At 50.1% G+C, this 16,171-nt stretch carries 15 protein-coding genes; 6 read left to right on the forward strand and 9 right to left on the reverse strand.

Annotated features, from left to right (window positions below):
- Positions 1 to 19: 19 nt before the first annotated feature.
- The 5 genes from ilvD to hemF form a co-directional block, all read right to left on the reverse strand.
- The gene (gene ilvD, locus RW114_RS03510; RefSeq protein WP_340121324.1) at positions 20 to 1,708 is read right to left on the reverse strand and encodes a dihydroxy-acid dehydratase; all 1,689 of its coding nucleotides are present in this window, start codon (positions 1,706 to 1,708) and stop codon (positions 20 to 22) included.
- 83 nt (positions 1,709 to 1,791) lie between these two features.
- Entirely contained in the window at positions 1,792 to 2,460 is a 669-nt protein-coding gene (locus RW114_RS03515) for a TIGR04211 family SH3 domain-containing protein (RefSeq protein WP_340121325.1), read from the reverse strand.
- A 139-nt stretch (positions 2,461 to 2,599) separates the two neighbouring features.
- Positions 2,600 to 3,508 (reverse strand): ornithine carbamoyltransferase, encoded by a 909-nt coding sequence (gene argF, locus RW114_RS03520; protein ID WP_340121326.1) that lies wholly within the window; start codon positions 3,506 to 3,508, stop codon positions 2,600 to 2,602.
- Positions 3,505 to 4,683, reverse strand: coding sequence for an aspartate aminotransferase family protein (locus RW114_RS03525; RefSeq protein WP_340121327.1), 1,179 nt, complete (start codon positions 4,681 to 4,683; stop codon positions 3,505 to 3,507). The genes argF and RW114_RS03525 overlap by 4 nt, the downstream gene beginning before the upstream one ends.
- A 289-nt stretch (positions 4,684 to 4,972) precedes the next feature.
- Positions 4,973 to 5,887 carry an oxygen-dependent coproporphyrinogen oxidase gene (gene hemF / locus RW114_RS03530; RefSeq protein WP_340121328.1) on the reverse strand — a complete coding sequence of 305 codons (915 nt, stop codon included), beginning with the start codon at positions 5,885 to 5,887 and terminating at the stop codon, positions 4,973 to 4,975.
- A gap of 234 nt (positions 5,888 to 6,121) precedes the next feature.
- Here hemF and RW114_RS03535 point away from each other — a divergent pair, with 234 nt between their 5' ends.
- Both RW114_RS03535 and RW114_RS03540 read left to right on the forward strand, forming a co-directional pair.
- Positions 6,122 to 6,517: a cupin domain-containing protein gene (locus RW114_RS03535; protein WP_340121329.1), complete on the forward strand. Its 396-nt coding sequence runs from the start codon at positions 6,122 to 6,124 to the stop codon at positions 6,515 to 6,517.
- A gap of 129 nt (positions 6,518 to 6,646) precedes the next feature.
- Positions 6,647 to 7,531, forward strand: a complete 885-nt coding sequence (locus tag RW114_RS03540) for a DMT family transporter (RefSeq protein ID WP_340121330.1) — start codon at positions 6,647 to 6,649, stop codon at positions 7,529 to 7,531.
- 217 nt (positions 7,532 to 7,748) lie between these two features.
- On the opposite strand, the gene RW114_RS03545 is transcribed toward RW114_RS03540, so the two are convergent.
- Together RW114_RS03545 and RW114_RS03550 are read right to left on the reverse strand one after the other, a co-directional pair.
- A complete protein-coding gene (locus RW114_RS03545) occupies positions 7,749 to 8,501 on the reverse strand; it encodes a class I SAM-dependent methyltransferase (RefSeq protein ID WP_340121331.1) in 753 nt (250 codons plus the stop codon).
- Between the two features lie 238 nt (positions 8,502 to 8,739).
- On the reverse strand, positions 8,740 to 9,222 hold the full coding sequence (locus RW114_RS03550) for a CinA family protein (RefSeq protein ID WP_340121332.1): 483 nt from the start codon (positions 9,220 to 9,222) through the stop codon (positions 8,740 to 8,742).
- A gap of 36 nt (positions 9,223 to 9,258) precedes the next feature.
- On the opposite strand from RW114_RS03550, the gene mutS reads away from it, so the two are divergent.
- A complete protein-coding gene (gene mutS, locus RW114_RS03555; protein WP_340121333.1) occupies positions 9,259 to 11,829 on the forward strand; it encodes a DNA mismatch repair protein MutS in 2,571 nt (856 codons plus the stop codon).
- A gap of 304 nt (positions 11,830 to 12,133) precedes the next feature.
- Here the strand turns inward: mutS and RW114_RS03560 are convergent, their stop codons facing one another.
- Both RW114_RS03560 and RW114_RS03565 read right to left on the reverse strand, forming a co-directional pair.
- Positions 12,134 to 13,522, reverse strand: a complete 1,389-nt coding sequence (locus RW114_RS03560) for an L-lactate MFS transporter (protein ID WP_340121334.1) — start codon at positions 13,520 to 13,522, stop codon at positions 12,134 to 12,136.
- Positions 13,523 to 13,596: 74 nt separating this feature from the next.
- On the reverse strand, positions 13,597 to 14,361 hold the full coding sequence (locus RW114_RS03565; RefSeq protein WP_340121335.1) for an AraC family transcriptional regulator: 765 nt from the start codon (positions 14,359 to 14,361) through the stop codon (positions 13,597 to 13,599).
- 87 nt (positions 14,362 to 14,448) lie between these two features.
- Here RW114_RS03565 and RW114_RS03570 point away from each other — a divergent pair, with 87 nt between their 5' ends.
- The 3 genes from RW114_RS03570 to RW114_RS03580 all read left to right on the forward strand — a co-directional run bounded on the left by RW114_RS03570 (position 14,449) and on the right by RW114_RS03580 (position 16,168).
- Entirely contained in the window at positions 14,449 to 14,892 is a 444-nt protein-coding gene (locus tag RW114_RS03570) for a hypothetical protein (RefSeq protein ID WP_340121336.1), read from the forward strand.
- Positions 14,880 to 15,530 (forward strand): DUF3047 domain-containing protein, encoded by a 651-nt coding sequence (locus tag RW114_RS03575; protein ID WP_340121337.1) that lies wholly within the window; start codon positions 14,880 to 14,882, stop codon positions 15,528 to 15,530. Before RW114_RS03570 ends, RW114_RS03575 begins: the two co-directional genes overlap by 13 nt.
- A gap of 116 nt (positions 15,531 to 15,646) precedes the next feature.
- Positions 15,647 to 16,168 carry a DUF2380 domain-containing protein gene (locus RW114_RS03580; protein WP_340121338.1) on the forward strand — a complete coding sequence of 174 codons (522 nt, stop codon included), beginning with the start codon at positions 15,647 to 15,649 and terminating at the stop codon, positions 16,166 to 16,168.
- Positions 16,169 to 16,171: the final 3 nt, after the last annotated feature.

The following is a 16,171-nucleotide window of genomic DNA, read 5'->3' on the forward strand; positions in this document are numbered from 1 at the left end:
ACGTACAGCGTACCCTACATCAATCCAGATTATCCGTTACCGCACCCAGCGAAGCCGAACTCACCAGCTTGGCATATTTTGCCAACACGCCACGGGTATAGCGCGGCGCTGGTTGTGTCCATTTTTCCAGGCGACGGGCGATTTCATGCTCGTTGACATGCAGTTTCAGTTCGTTGTTTTCTGCGTCTATGGTGATGGTATCGCCATTCTCGACTATCGCCAGTGCGCCGCCGACATAGGCTTCAGGCGTGATGTGCCCGACGACGAAACCGTGGGTGCCGCCGGAAAACCGGCCGTCGGTAATCAACGCGACTTCCTTGCCCAAGCCTTTGCCCATGACTGCCGAGGTAGGAGTAAGCATTTCCCGCATGCCGGGGCCGCCTTTGGGGCCTTCGTAGCGGATAACAATCACATCGCCTTTGACGATATCGCCGTTTAAAATGCTTTTCAACGCCTGTTCTTCGGCATCGAATACTCTGGCTGTGCCGGTAAACACCAGCCCTTCCTTGCCGGTGATTTTGGCGACTGCGCCTTCCAAAGCCAGATTGCCGTACATCACCACCAAATGACTGTCTTTCTTGATCGGATTATCCAAAGAATGAATGACATCCTGGTCTTCAGGATACGGCTTTACATCAGCCAGATTTTCCGCCAGCGTAAGGCCGGTAACGGTTAAGCAATCACCGTGCAGCAAGCCTTTATCCAGCAGGATTTTCATCAACGGTTGAATACCGCCGATTTCGATCAATTCGGTCATCAGGTAACGACCGCTGGGCTTTAAATCAGCCAGCATCGGCACATGTTTGCCGATGCGGGTAAAGTCATCCAGGGTAATATCCACACCGGTTGAATTTGCCATCGCCAGGATGTGCAGTACCGCATTGGTCGAGCCGCCCAGCGCTATCACGACAGTGATCGCATTCTCGAAGGCGGCTTTGGTCATGATGTCTCTGGGCTTGATGTCCTTTTTCAACAGCTCCAAAACCGCAGCGCCGGCGCGTTCGCAATCCAGGCGTTTGTCGTTGGAAATGGCGGCCTGAGCCGAGCTGTTGGGTAAACTCATGCCCAGCGCTTCAATGGCTGACGCCATCGTGTTGGCGGTATACATGCCGCCGCAGGAACCCGCTCCCGGAATGGCTTTGGCTTCAATTTCAGCCAGCTCGGCATCGTCGATCTGGTTGTTGGCTCTGGCGCCGACCGCTTCGAATACCGAAACCACATCCAGTTTTTTGTCTTTGTGGCAGCCGGGCATGATGGTGCCGCCGTACACAAACACCGCCGGACGATTTAACCGCGCCAAGGCAATCATGCAGCCCGGCATGTTTTTGTCGCAGCCGCCGATCGCGACAACGCCGTCAAAACCCTGGCAACCGACCACGGTTTCAATCGAGTCGGCAATCACTTCGCGGGACACTAGCGAGTATTTCATGCCCTCGGTACCCATCGAAATGCCGTCGGAAATGGTGATGGTGTTAAAGATGACGGCTTTACCGTCGGCATTGTTAACGCCAACCGCTGCCGCATCGGCCAGCTTGTTGATATGCATGTTACAAGGCGTGACCATGCTCCAGGTGGAAGCAATGCCTATTTGCGGTTTTTTGAAATCTTCATTGTTAAAGCCGACGGCATGCAACATCGCGCGACTCGGTGCGCGCTCCATGCCGTCAACGACTAAAGAAGAGAAAGTACGGGTATTTTTGTCACTCATAATTAAAATAAAGGCTAAGGGCGAAAGGCGAAAGGCGAAGGAACCGGGCTTTTTTGCCCTTAGTCTTTTGCCTTAATAAATAATTAATACGAATCCCAGCTGCTGGTTCTGCTGCGGCGCCAGCTGAGTTTAGGTAAGATAAAGCCCAAAATAACACCGATAAGAGCGAGCAGGCCGCCGTATAAAAACCAGTCTTGGCTGGCAGTATCTTGCAACGCATGATTTTCAAGCTTGAATTGCTGTAATTCCCGCTCAACATTCACTACGCGTTCCTGAAGTTCATCACGCTGGTTTTTCAGTTCCACAGCACTGGCAGCGGTTTTATTCAACTCACTGAGTTCCCTGATTAACTGATCCCGCTCTGTTTCCAAGGATTTCTCAAGAGATGTTCCCGGAGTAATGGACTCTTTTATTGTCGATAACTCAGCCTTAAGCGTGGCATTTTCGGACTGCATCGCCGCCAGATCTTTGCTGACAATATCGAGCTGAGAACGGCTGGGCGGCTCCTTCATGGTATTACGGATTGGCATGTAGCCTTCTGTGCCGTCATTCATACGAATATGATAAAAACCGTTACTTTCGTCTATGATCGTCAACGGGGTGCCGGTCGGGAGCAATTTTACAACTTTACTTTTATTATTTGCTTCACTCCTGAGTGTCAAATTCAACGTATCGGTAACATAAACAGTTTTAGCCTGTGCTGAACCAAAAGTTACCAGTAGGATAAAAAACGAGCTGAGTATTTTTTTCACTTGAATCTCTATTGTTGGTCGTATGACGTCTGCCATGGATGGTGGAAGTGTCGCAATTGGTCAAGAACCAATGCGACCGACTGCCGTGGATGGTGGAAGTATCGAAATCAGTAGAAAACCGATGCAACTATGGTCAATTCTAACGTGCTTTTTTGCACAGGAGAAATTCCAATAGTGATTTTTGCGCATGCAGGCGATTTTCAGCTTCATCGAAGATAACGCTTTGAGAGCCGTCAATCACTTCGGCACTGACTTCCTCACCTCGATGAGCGGGCAAACAGTGCATAAACAAGGCATCACTATGCGCCGCTTTCATCACGTCGGTATTGACCTGATAATCTTTAAAAGCCAATTCGCGTAGTTTTTGCTCTTCTTCCTGCCCCATGCTGGCCCAGACGTCGGTGACCACCAGATCTGAATTTTGGGCTGCAGCCAACGCTGTATCAAAGAAACGGATGCGTTCGCCGGCGGCGTCAACTATCTCTGCTAACGGTTGATACCCTTTTGGGCAGGCGATATTCAAGTTGAAGTCCAGCACCATTGCCGCATGAATATAGGAATGACACATATTATTGCCGTCGCCGATCCAGGTCACTGTTTTGCCTTTAATGTCGCCGCGATGTTCAAAATAGGTCTGCATGTCTGCCAGCAATTGGCAGGGGTGCTGCAAATCGGTCAAGCCGTTGATCACCGGAACACTCGAATATTGAGCGAATGTGGTCACGGTTTCGTGCTTATCGGTTCTGAGCATGATGCCGTCAACCATGCTGGAGATAACTCTGGCGCTATCTTGCAGGGGCTCGCCGCGGCCCAGCTGGGTATCTCTGGGCGATAAAAACAACGCGCTGCCGCCGAAGTGACTCATGCCGGATTCAAATGAAATACGGGTGCGCGTCGACGATTTTTCAAAAATCATCGCCAATACCTGGCCTTTCAACGGCTGGTAATCAGGATCGCGGTTATTTTTTAGAACGATGCCTCTGTTGATCAAGCGGCGAAATTCGTCGCCGGATAAGTCAAGCAGGCTGATGAAATGTCTAGGATTCATAGGGAGTTTGTATGCTTATTAATAAGCGTCGATAAAGTTTCTACGAGTTGAGTGATTTGTTGGTCATTAATAATGAATGGCGGCAGCAAACGAATGGTTTTTTCACTGGTGACATTAATCAATAAATTATTGTGCAACGCAGCCTGCACTAACTCAGCACATGGGCTGTCGAGTTCGATGCCGATCATCATGCCTTTGTGCCGAATATCGACAACCTGCGCATTGCCGCGTAACTTTTCTTTAAACGCCGAGCTGATCGCATCGCCTTTTTGTGCCGCCTGCTCGATCAGGTTTTCGGCGTCCAGCGTCGCCAATACGGCTAAAGCTGCGCTACAGGATAACGGATTGCCGCCAAAGGTAGAGCCGTGATTGCCTGCGGTGAATACCGTGGCCGCTTTGCCTCGGGCAAGGCAGGCACCGATCGGCACGCCGTTGCCCAAGGCTTTAGCCAGAGTGCAGACATCGGGCAGTATCGCGTTGTGCTGGAAAGCGAGAAACTTGCCGGTACGGCCTACGCCGGTCTGAATTTCATCGAGCATCATCAGCAAGTTATGCCGGTCGCACAAACTGCGTACCTGGTTAAGGTAATCGGCAGCGGGAATATTGACGCCGCCCTCCCCCTGTATCGGTTCAAGCAAAACAGCGACGACATTGCTATTTTGCAAAACCGCTTGTTCGATGGCGCTAATGTCGTTATAGGGTACGCGAATAAAGCCTTCAACCAACGGCGCAAAACCTTGCTGTATTTTAGCGTTGCCGGTAGCGCTCAGCGTTGCCAGCGTACGGCCATGAAAACTTCTTTCCATGACGATAATCGCCGGATTATCTATGCCTTGCTGGTGACCGTATTTGCGCGCCAGCTTGATCGCAGCTTCATTGGCTTCCGCACCGGAATTGCAAAAAAACACGTTATCCATACCGCTTTTTTCGGTCAACCGGTCGGCCAGTTGCTCTTGAACGGCGATACCGTACAGGTTTGACGTATGCAGCAGCTTTTCGCTTTGTTTGCAGATGGCTTGATGCACCGCAGGATGGGCATGACCTAAACTGCACACAGCGATACCGGATAGCGCATCCAGGTAGCGATTATTGTTTTGATCAAACAACCAGGCACCCTCGCCCCGTTCGAAAGTAATAGGTAAGCGCCCATACGTTGGCATAATGTGGCTAGTCATTGCGTTTATTTTTAATATTTATTAAAGAATACAGGCCACAAGCTGCTGCCCATTAAAAAAATTCTCAATTATAGGTTTCAATGTAGCCTCAGGCAAGCGTAAATGAAAAGCCAGAAACCCTAGGCGACATACAAACATCCAATTAAAACCACAAAAAATCAATTTATCCACGAAAAGCACGAAAGACACGAAAAAAAAACAACCGAAAGAATCGTGTTATGGAGACTTTCGTGCTTTTCGTGCTTTTCGTGCTTTTCGTGTCTTTCGTGGACAAACCGCCGTTTTAAGTTCAATCACCCAGCCAGTTTTGCGGCTTTAAATAGCCGTCATAAAGCTTGGCTTCCGCACTGCCCGGTTCTGGCTGCCAGTTGTATTTCCAGTGAGCTACCGGGGGCATGGACATTAAAATCGATTCGGTACGACCGCCGGATTGCAGGCCAAACAAGGTGCCGCGATCATAAACCAGATTAAATTCAACATAACGCCCCCTGCGGTACAGCTGGAAATCACGTTCCCTATCGCCATAAGCCGTGTCCTTGCGTTTTTGTATGATCGGCAGATAAGCATCAATATAATGATTGCCGACGCTTTGCATAAAAGCAAAGGACTTATCAAACCCCCATTCGTTCAAATCATCAAAAAACAGCCCGCCTACGCCACGGGTTTCATTTCGGTGTTTGAGAAAAAAATACTCGTCGCACCATTTCTTGTAAGTCGGGTAAATGTCCTCGCCGAAAGGCTGACAGGCGGCGCGGGCGGTTTGATGCCAGTGCAGCACATCTTCTTTAAACGGATAAAACGGCGTTAAATCAAAGCCGCCGCCGAACCACCAGATAGTCGGTTCGCCCGGTTTTTCCGCGATTAAAAACCGCACATTGGCGTGCGAGGTCGGCACATAAGGGTTGTTGGGATGGATAACCAGCGACACGCCCATCGCCTGAAATTGCCGCTCGGCAAGTTCCGGACGTTTAGCCGTTGCCGAAGGCGGCAGCTTAAAACCGGAGACATGCGAAAAATTAACGCCGCCCTGTTCGATAGCCAGGCCACCAGCCAATACGCGGGTTCTGCCACCGCCACCTTCAACCCTGTCCCAAAGATCTTCAATAAACCGAGCTTCAGGCTCTACCGATTCGAGCGCCGCACAGATTTGGTCTTGCAGGTTAAGCAGGTAATTTTTTACTTGAGTGATGTTGTCAGTATTCATGGTGGGGTCGATGTTGTGTTTTAAATGCCGGTCATTAAAAAATTCAGAGCTGCAATCATATCATCTCTATAATTCGGCAAGTCGGACAAAGCGTTATCAGGCTGTACATATTCTGCGTGTATTTGTAGAATTTCTGCCATTAGAAAAAATGACGGTAGCGTATACTTACAATGTAAACGGCTGTTAAAAAGCTAACAGCTATCCCCCTAAAACAGAAAATCGTGAGGCCGACACATGTTAAAAATACCAACCATCAAATCGACAGGATGTATGCTGGCAACGCTGACAGCGCTCTCCTTTGGCAACATACCAACTGTTTCAGCCCAACAAAAAACCGGCCTGGATAGAACCGTGCTATTAGAAAAAAAACTGGAACTTCCCAGCCCGAACATTGACACCAAAATAATACGGGTCGCGTTTCCATTGGGCTTTAAAACACCTTGGCATACTCATCAAGGACCGGGGCCGCGTTATGTGGTCAAGGGCACGCTAAAAGTCGTCGAGCACGGCAAAGCCGCTACCTACTCTGCCGGTGAAGTTTTTTGGGAAACGGGCGAACTGATGTCGGTAGAAAACGTCGGCGACGATACAGCGGAATTGATTATTTTTGAATTAGCGCCGGTCAAGTAAGTTATCCATTGACGGCTATTCTGTCGCCATTATGCCCTGCTCTACACCATAGACGCTTGCATCAGATTCGGATAAGGCGAATATAAGTGGTTCTTTTTTATTCAACTCTCTCCTACCCGATTCAAATCAATGCGCATCTATCTGGCCTACATCAGTATTGTTCTACTTTGGGCAACGACACCGCTGGCTATCAAATGGAGCGGCGAAGGACCGGGGTTTCTGTTCGCGGTGACCAGTCGGATGGCGATTGGTACGGTCTGCATTTTATTGATGCTGGGTCTATCGAAACAACGCCTACTCTGGCATCGCAAGGCACTGAAGACCTACCTCGCTGTGGCCGTGCAAATCTACGCCTCGATGCTCGCAGTTTATTGGGCGGCGCAGTTTATCCCTTCCGGCTGGATTTCGGTGTTATTTGGTCTTTTGCCGCTGATGATGGCTTTATTGGCGGCAATCTGGCTAGGAGAGCGGAGCTTAACCATTGGCAACCTGCTGGCGTATGTTCTGGGCATTAGCGGTTTGTGGACGCTGTTCGGCTCGGCATTGCAAATAGGTCATGCCGCAGTGCTGGGTATCATCGGCGTATTGGTGTCGACATTTTTGCAGGCTGTCAGTTCGGTTTGGGTCAAACGCATTGATGCAGAAATACCGGCTTTGTCCCAGGTAACCGGCGGACTGTTGTTATCCCTGCCGCTTTACCTGATGACCTGGGCGGTATTTGACGGACATTGGCCGACTGAAATTTCGCCGGTCAGTCTGGCCGCCATTGTCTATCTGGGCGCAATAGCCACGACATTCGGCTTTGTGCTTTATTACTATTTACTGCTCAATCAGAGCACCGCCAAAGTTGCACTGGTTACCCTGGTTTCGCCGGTAATGGCCCTGTTATTAGGCCATGCCGTTAATCATGAACCGTTGACCATCAAAGTAGTAACAGGCACCTTACTGATACTCGGCGCATTGCTGGTGCATGCGTTGTTTGATCGCTTAACGGGTTCAAGACAAGCCCGGTAGGAGGGTATTCGGCCACCAATTAAGTAGTCGTTTAAAAGTCTTTTAACATTTTTAGTAACCACGAAGAGCATGAAGGACATGAAGTTAACTATTTTTCTTCGTGATCTTCGTGTTCTTCATGGTAAATAAGGAGACAATTTTTTCATTTTGTTAAAAAATTTTTGCCTACCTACTTAATGCATGGGGTCTACTCATCCTACCGCGTTGAAAAACACGATTACTTACGCATTAACCAGTAAATTTCGGCGCCGAGTGCGGGGAAAAGCATCCCCCAAAATAAGTTTACGCGTACCCAGCCTTTAAAGTTTTCCAAAGAAAAATTTCGCTTACGTAGAAAGTAAGTTCCTGAAAGAAAGTTCAGACTTAGCCCGCAACTTTTCGCCATATTTTTCACACGTTGCGGTGAAAACGTGCTGACATGCCCAAAATTGGCGGCGGTCAGACGAATTTTTTTTTGTCGATAGGCTTGTAGCAGTTGCGGAACAGTCGGAAAGCCGCCGATTAAAACGCCACTCGAAACCAATGCAGGCGAAAGTTTTGAGACCAATTGTTCGGGCTTAAATAAGTGCTCTAGTAGATGCAGTACGATGATTACGTCGTATTTTTCTGCCAAATTGAAGTCAGGCAAGTCAACATTCGCTTGTATCTGTTTGGTATAGCCGGACTCCATCAGTTCTGGTTGTAATTTATAATCTACTGCTTCCCAGCAAGCGATATCAGTAAATCCCGCATCCTGCATGTAACGGCGCATTTGCCCTCTATCCACACCAATTTCACAGACGCGCAGAGGTCGCCCCAGTCGAAGTTGTTCTTCTTTAATTAAGTGATACATGAACCAGTAACGTAACAATTTGATGGGGTAGTGCGTGCTACTTTCCGTGTCACTTATTTTTTTTACCCGGTTTTGTTTATAAAGGGAAGATAAGCTCCAATTCCAAGCAGCTTGTAACGGGGTTGTCGGTAGTATCATTCCTTGAGGATCCTTTCTTAGTTAAGTGAACAGTTTTAAAGATAAATGGAGGCGTAGTTACTTGATGATCAGATAACTTCTCATTAGTCGCTTAAGCCACCCTTAAACAGCCTTTTTAACAAATTGAAAAAAAACGAGTTTTCGATTATGCACCTGCTCAAAAAAGATTACCTGCGATAATTTCAAGTCAAGCTTTCGGTGACCGCTGATGATTTTTCTAATCGCCATGCTCCGATGCTTAATAAAACAACCACATCCCCTCGATAGCGCTTTTCACCGTTTGCGCTCTTATTTGTCGCCGGTTGCCTGAAAATTGCTTTTTGACCACCTTGGCTGCTCCGCTTTTATGTGCCCAGGCGATAAATACAGTGCCGACCGGTTTCTCCTGGGTTCCGCCATCGGGTCCGGCTATGCCGGTCACCGCAACCGCAATATCGGCATTGCTGTGGGTCAGGGCACCCGCCGCCATTTCCGTTGCAGCTTCGGCACTCACCGCACCGTAGTCTTCCAATAGTTGCACACTGATGCCAAGCATTTGCACTTTGGCGGCATTGCTGTAGGTGACAAAGCCCCGGTCGAACCAGGCTGAGCTACCCGGAATCTCGGTAATCGTTTGGGCAATCCAGCCGCCGGTGCAGGACTCGGCTGTGGCTATTGTTTTGCCGCTAGCCTTTAATAAACGGCCCAGCTGTTCTGCCAGTTTAAATAATTCAGACTCCATGATGTGACCTCGTGCGACTTCGGATAAAATAGACTGATGAGTATAAAACAAAAAACCATCGACCAGCACACCCCGATGATGATGCAATTTCACCGCATCAAAGCCGAACATCCCGATACCTTGTTGTTCTACCGCATGGGGGACTTTTACGAACTGTTTTTCGATGACGCCAAAAAAGCCTCGCAACTGCTGGATATTACACTGACCAGCCGGGGGCAATCGGCCGGTTTGCCGATTCCTATGGCGGGCATTCCTCATCACGCGGCCGAAGGCTATCTTGCCAAGCTGTTACGGCATGGCGAATCGGTCGCGCTGTGCGAACAAATCGGCGATCCAGCAACGTCCAAAGGCCCGGTCGAACGCAAGGTGGTACGCATCGTCACCCCCGGCACGGTCACCGACGAAGCCTTGCTCGAAGACCGCAAGGATAACCTGCTGGTCGCGGTATGCTCGTTCCCAAACGCGCAACACGGCATCGCCAGCCTGGATTTAACCAGCGGCCGTTTTGTGTTGCAGCAGGTTGAATCCATTGATCAGCTATTGAGCGAAATCGGCCGCCTTAACCCTGCCGAACTGCTGTTCAGCGAAGACTGGCCGTTGCCTGCAAGCTTAAAGCAGCATAGCGGTTTGTGCAGAAGACCGCCCTGGCATTTTGAAGCGGAAAGCGCCAGGCAACTGGTGTTAAAGCAGTTCAACACCCTTGATTTGAAAGGCTACGGCTGCGAAAACATGCCTGCCGCGATCGCCGCGGCCGGCGGTTTGCTGCAATATGTTAAAGACACCCAGCAAAGCGCGCTGCCGCATATTCAGGGCATACGCACCGAAAGCAGCGACGACAGCATTTTGCTGGATGCATCCAGCCGCCGTAATCTTGAACTGGATTTTCACCCTTCCGGGCAGCTGCAATACACGCTGTTCGGGGTGCTGGATAAAACCGCCACGGCGATGGGCAGCCGTTGTTTAAGGCGCTGGATCAACCGGCCCTTACGCGATCACGACATTCTGAACAACCGCTATGCCTGCATCGACACCCTGCTGAATGTCTTGTTGTATCGCGACAGCCAAACCCAGCTGCGACAGGTTGGTGATATTGAACGGATCAGCTCCCGTATCGCCTTAAAATCGGCGCGGCCCAGAGATTTGCTGGTATTGCGCAACACCCTGGCGGTGTTGCCCGCGTTGCAGCAGGCGCTTTCCGGCGGCGACAACCCGCAGCTTGCAGCTTTATGCGGACAGATCGGCGAACAGCCGGAAATGCTAAAGCTGCTGCAAGCGGCGATCATCGACAATCCGCCGGTACTGATCCGCGACGGCGGCGTAATTGCGCCCGGCTACCATCAGGAACTGGACGAGTTGCGCAACTTGAGCCAGAACGCCGATCAGTTTCTGCTTGATATGGAGAATCGGGAAAAAGCGGCGACCGGCATCAGCACGCTGAAGGTTAAATACAACCGGGTACACGGTTACTATATTGAGATTTCCAACCTGCATGCGGAAAAAGTCCCTGCGCACTACACCCGCAAGCAGACCTTAAAAGGCGCAGAACGCTACATTACCGAGGAGTTGAAATCATTTGAAGACAAGGTGCTCAGCGCCAAGGAAAAATCGCTGTCTTTTGAAAAAGCCTTGTACGAGGAATTGCTGAACATCATCGGCGTATCCTTAATCCCGTTGCAGCAATGCGCCGCCGCCTTGGCCGAGCTGGATGTCTTGGTCAACTTTGCCGAACGTGCCGAAACCTTGAATTTATCGCAACCGACGCTGGTCGACAATCCCGGCATAACGATAGAAGCGGGTCGGCATCTGGTCGTTGAGCAGGTTTCGGACATTCCGTTTGTACCCAATGATTTGTCGTTTTCCAGCCTGCGCCGGATGCTGGTCATCACCGGCCCGAACATGGGCGGTAAATCGACTTACATGCGCCAGGCCGCGCTGATCGTATTAATCGCCCATATCGGCTGCTATGTCCCGGCCAAAACCTTAAGCTGCGGCCCTGTCGACAAGATTTTCACCCGTATCGGCGCGTCCGATGACCTGTCCAGCGGCCGCTCTACGTTTATGGTGGAAATGTCGGAAACCGCCAATATTCTGCATAACGCGACCTCGAAAAGTCTGATCTTGATGGATGAGATCGGTCGCGGCACCAGCACCTTTGACGGCCTGTCGCTGGCTTGGGCCTGCGCCGATTATCTGGCTAAGGAAACCCAGGCGTTTACGCTGTTTGCGACGCATTATTTTGAGCTGACCACGCTGCCGGACGAACAAAAAACCATCCATAACGTGCATTTGGATGCGATGGAGCATGGCGACAAAATTATATTTTTACATTCGGTTAAGGACGGCCCGGCCAGCCAAAGTTACGGCTTGCAGGTAGCCTCTCTGGCGGGTGTGCCGCGATCGGTGATTGACAAGGCCAAGGCCAAATTGCGGCATCTGGAAGACCATGCCTATAGTGAACAACAGGCGGAAATCGGCGTTAACCAGCTGGATCTGTTTTCCTCGAAAGAGTGTCATCCGGCTGTCGGTTTGCTGGAAGATATGAACCCTGATGAACTCAGTCCCAGGCAGGCTTTGGACTTGCTTTATCGGCTTAAGGGGATGGTGTAGCTCGCTATTCCGGTTTTTAATTCTTGATCTCAGAAACTGTGAAAGTATTATCCACATCGAGCTGAAAAAATGTTTTACCACGAAGAACACGAAGGACACGGAGAAAATAACAGCAATCATTCAATGCATTAAAAACTTCGTGTTCTTCGTGGTTATTTTTAGATCTATGCTAAAAACGAATTTTTCACAACCTCTCAGGAAAGCCCGCCAAACCAGGCATTAGAACAACAAAACGTGAAGAACGAGTATAACGGTTTCTGGAGTGCAGGCTTAGCCTGCGGTGCAAGCAAAGCTTGCACTCCTGCTACGCTACATCAAACTCATCATTGACTTCATCATGCTTGAGATGATGTTTTTCATCGACAGCCTTGATGCCCAGATTACAAAAAAATCCCACCAGCAACAATCCGGCCATGATCTGCATGGTCATGTTATAGGCATCGGCTTTGGGCACACCCTGCGCAATCTGGCTTTCCCTGAGATAATTCACCAGTACCGGCCCTGCAACCCCCGCCGTGGCCCAGGCGGTTAACAACAGGCCATGGATCGCGCCGACGTATTTGGTACCGAAAATATCGGCCAGATAGGCCGGTATGGTCGAGAAACCGCCGCCGTACATGCTTATAATCACCGCGTAACAGCCCATAAACAGCAACACATTATTCATCCGTCCGGTATAAGGCACGATCGAATAAAGTACGCAGCCCAGCATGAAAAAGGTGAAATAAACGTTTTTTCTGCCCAGATAATCGGACAGCGTGGACCAGAAAAAACGCCCGCCCATGTTGAATAAACTGAGCATACCGACAAACGCGGCGGCTTTTTCAGGCGTAATTTGATCCTTGAACATCTCCTGGCTCATCGCCGAAGCCTGTCCCAGTACCCCGATTCCGGCTGTCACATTCAGGCATAACACCAGCCACAGCAGATAAAACTGCGGCGTCTTAAGCACCTGCTCGACATGCACATGCTTGTCCGTGATCAACTTTTTTTTGCGCATGTCCGGCTGAAAGTTGGCCGGCAACCAGCCGTCTTCCGGCAAACGGATGCTGAAAGCGCCAACCATCATAAAAACCAGATAAATACTGCCCAAGGTCATAAATGTTTCGGCAACGCCGACCGAGGTCGGCGACGAGAAATGCTTCATCAACAACACACTTAACGGTGCGCCAATCATCGCGCCGCCGCCAAAACCCATGATGGCCAAACCGGTCGCCATGCCGCGCCGATCAGGAAACCATTTGATCAATGTCGACACCGGCGACACATAGCCCAGTCCCAAACCGATGCCGCCCAACACGCCGTAACCCAAATAGATCAGCCAGATTGCATGCAGCTCTATGCCGAGCGCCGCGATAAAAAAACCGCCGCTAAAGCAAAGCGCCGCACAAAACATCGTCACGCGCGGCCCGACTTGCTCCAGCCATTTTCCGGCGAATGCAGCCGACAGCCCTAAAAACACGATAGCCAGGCTGAATATCCAGCCCAAAGTGGTCAGTTTCCAGTCATCCGGTAACGACTCGGTCACGCCCAGCACCTTGGTCAACGGCAAATTAAAAACACTGAATGCGTAAACCTGACCGATACACAGATGCACCGCCAGCGCAGCCGGAGCCACCAGCCAACGGTTAAAACCCGGTTTCGCAATAATTCGGTCTTTCGATAAAAAGGATGAGGCTAACCACGCGGACATAAAGTTTTCTTCCTGTTGTTTATTATTATAATCAAGCGGGTATTATCGCCGAATAATCCCGATAAGTTGAGCGCTCAAACCTCAAAACGATTGATTCCCCGGAATACGTAAGCCGGGTTTATGCCAAAGTTATCGCGAAAGCTGTGGCTGAAATGGGTCGCATCGGAAAATCCGGCATCCAGAGCGGCTATGGTCATATTATCTACGGCGTTTAAACTTTCCAGTGCTAAAAACAGCCGCTTCCATGTCCTGAAACGCCGATAGGGAACATCGGTATACTGTTTAAACAAATGCAAAAACCGGGACGGTGAAAGATCGGCCCTATCGGCCAGATACTCTTGTGAGAAATTGCAATCCGGCTCGTCGCAGATCAGGTCGATAGCGGTCTGTATGCGCGGATCGAGCACTAGATTCAAGTCTCCGTCACAGCGCAACAAATTGTCCAGACAGCTTTCGATCACGGTTTTATCGGGATCCATTTCATACAGCCAGCGCAGTTCATCGATCAGTTCGTCATCCTGAAATAATGTCGGGGATTGTTCCGGGCAAGCGAACCGGCGCTGGAAATACAGATAGTCGGAACTGTCCCGTTCAATGAATAATTTGCCGTGTATGCCGCCTTCAAAATCAAGCTCATGCGGAGTACCGGCCGGAACAATCGCACAGCGGCAGCTTTGCCACGCGTCGTTAGCGATTTTTATCCTGAAAGACCGGTAGATGCCCACATGCAATACCACCGTTGCATAAGCGTGCGCGTCCAGATGCACCGACGGGCCGAAATAAAGCGACCGGCCTCGCCAGATGAACAAGCGCATATAAGCAGGATAAAGTTTCAGCATAGCCAGTTCATACAAGATTTGTGTGTAATGATCCGATTATAATCGGTCCAGCTGGTTTTTATGAACTTTACCGACAAGGAACACGCTATGAATGTTATTGAATTTAAATCGGGCTTTACCCAATTTCTGGGCAATGTTGCTAAGGATGTTATTTACGAGCATCGCTTTTTTGATCTTCCATCCGAGCAAAAGCCCTGGTTCGATACCGGCCTTGATGTTGAAGCCGGTGATAACTTAACCTCTTTCGCAGCCGGGCAAACCCGGTTTAAAGACCTGCCGATCACCCTGGAACCCAACTTCCAGCTTTGGTTTCGTATCGGCCAGGATGGCGAGATATTTCGCGGCACCCGCGACAGCCATAGTTTCACCGCAGAGCAACCGGGTCGGCTTTACCTGGCCAGCTATTTTCCTGGGGAATGGGCCGGCAAAACCGGCGAATTGGCAACCCCGGATGAAGTGTACGACATGGTCACCGGCAACCTTGCCGTGCTGCTTATATCCGCTGGCAGGCCGATACCTTGGACGGCCTAAAAAGGCTTGCCGAATGTGGGGATGCAAACAACCTGATCGCAATGGAAATCGACCGCTTGGTTTCGCCGGTTATATCGCCAAAAGGTTGGGATTATCTGTGGTTTACCGGACCCGCGGAAGTTTACCAGTCCCGTGCAGTGCCGTTGAAAGAATCGGCCATCTGCTGTCATACCCACAATGACGGCGGCCTGTTGGTAAAACAGGTTTCCCTGCCTTTTAAACCGGATACCCGCTTGCGCTGGTCGTGGAAAATGGACGTCTTGCCCTCATCCGTGCGTGAAGATACCCTGCCAACCCACGACTATTTAAGCATCGCGGTCGAATTCGATAACGGCCAAGACATCACCTATTACTGGAGCGCCGAACTGCCGCCGGAAACGGTCTATCGCTGCCCGATACCGACCTGGACTCACCGCGAAACCCATGTCGTGATCCGCTCCGGCTCGCAAGGCTTGGGCGAATGGTTTAATGAAGATCGGGACGTTTACCAAGACTACGTCAACGCGATAGGCGGAGCAATGCCGGGCAACATCGTTAACGTCTGGCTGATTGCTGTCAGTCTATTTCAGCATGAAGAAGGCGTGTGCCAATATGCAGACATCAGCTTCCTGGCCGATAATTGCGTAGTGCATATTTAAGCAGCAGGAGATTGTGAAAGCCGTTCGTGCTGAGCCTGTCGAAGCATGAACGGCTTTCACACTCTCCCCATTTGGAATGCGCAACTACGATTTTAGATTTAACGGGAGCAAATATCATGAAACTTATCGGCTTAATACTTTTGGTTTATCTGGCTTTTAGTGATCCGGTTAATGCGGATCCCCGCATTGCCGTCTTAAACTTTGAATTACTCGATGACACTTTATTACCGAATCTGCCGAAGGAGTTGACCCACACCGCCGCCATGAAACCCTTGCTTGAGCAGGCCATCAGCCAACTGGGCGATTATGAAATTGTTCAAATCAGCTTGAATGACCAGAACGCCGCAACAGCAGGCAAGGGCTATCTGTTTAATTTTAATGACGTAGCCGCCAAGCTGGGCAAGCAGCCCGGCACCGACTGGGTAGTAGTTGGACAGCACAGCAAACACAGTTTTCTGTATTCCTATTTAATGGCACACTTGGTCGATGTAAAGACCCAAAACCTCGCAGGAGACTTTCCCATTGAACTCAAAGGCACTGACCCCAAAGTGACGCAACGAGGCATCAACGCGCTTGCAAAAAAGCTGACTGCACGTATTATGCTGCTTACCGACTCGTCGCCTAAAACCACGCCTTAAATT

Source organism: Methylobacter svalbardensis (assembly GCF_037671525.1).
Taxonomy (GTDB): domain Bacteria; phylum Pseudomonadota; class Gammaproteobacteria; order Methylococcales; family Methylomonadaceae; genus Methylobacter_A; species Methylobacter_A svalbardensis.

Excerpts from the sequence above, each read along its gene's own strand:
- ilvD (WP_340121324.1), bottom strand. The coding sequence starts at position 1,708 with ATGAGTGACAAAAATACCCGTACTTTCTCTTCTTTAGTCGTTGACGGC.
- RW114_RS03535 (WP_340121329.1), top strand. The coding sequence starts at position 6,122 with ATGTTAAAAATACCAACCATCAAATCGACAGGATGTATGCTGGCAACG.
- RW114_RS03560 (WP_340121334.1), bottom strand. The coding sequence starts at position 13,522 with ATGTCCGCGTGGTTAGCCTCATCCTTTTTATCGAAAGACCGAATTATT.
- RW114_RS03525 (WP_340121327.1), bottom strand. The coding sequence starts at position 4,683 with ATGACTAGCCACATTATGCCAACGTATGGGCGCTTACCTATTACTTTC.
- RW114_RS03570 (WP_340121336.1), top strand. The coding sequence starts at position 14,449 with ATGAATGTTATTGAATTTAAATCGGGCTTTACCCAATTTCTGGGCAAT.
- mutS (WP_340121333.1), top strand. The coding sequence starts at position 9,259 with ATGAGTATAAAACAAAAAACCATCGACCAGCACACCCCGATGATGATG.
- hemF (WP_340121328.1), bottom strand. The coding sequence starts at position 5,887 with ATGAATACTGACAACATCACTCAAGTAAAAAATTACCTGCTTAACCTG.
- RW114_RS03540 (WP_340121330.1), top strand. The coding sequence starts at position 6,647 with ATGCGCATCTATCTGGCCTACATCAGTATTGTTCTACTTTGGGCAACG.
- argF (WP_340121326.1), bottom strand. The coding sequence starts at position 3,508 with ATGAATCCTAGACATTTCATCAGCCTGCTTGACTTATCCGGCGACGAA.
- RW114_RS03545 (WP_340121331.1), bottom strand. The coding sequence starts at position 8,501 with ATGATACTACCGACAACCCCGTTACAAGCTGCTTGGAATTGGAGCTTA.
- RW114_RS03550 (WP_340121332.1), bottom strand. The coding sequence starts at position 9,222 with ATGGAGTCTGAATTATTTAAACTGGCAGAACAGCTGGGCCGTTTATTA.
- RW114_RS03565 (WP_340121335.1), bottom strand. The coding sequence starts at position 14,361 with ATGCTGAAACTTTATCCTGCTTATATGCGCTTGTTCATCTGGCGAGGC.
- RW114_RS03580 (WP_340121338.1), top strand. The coding sequence starts at position 15,647 with ATGAAACTTATCGGCTTAATACTTTTGGTTTATCTGGCTTTTAGTGAT.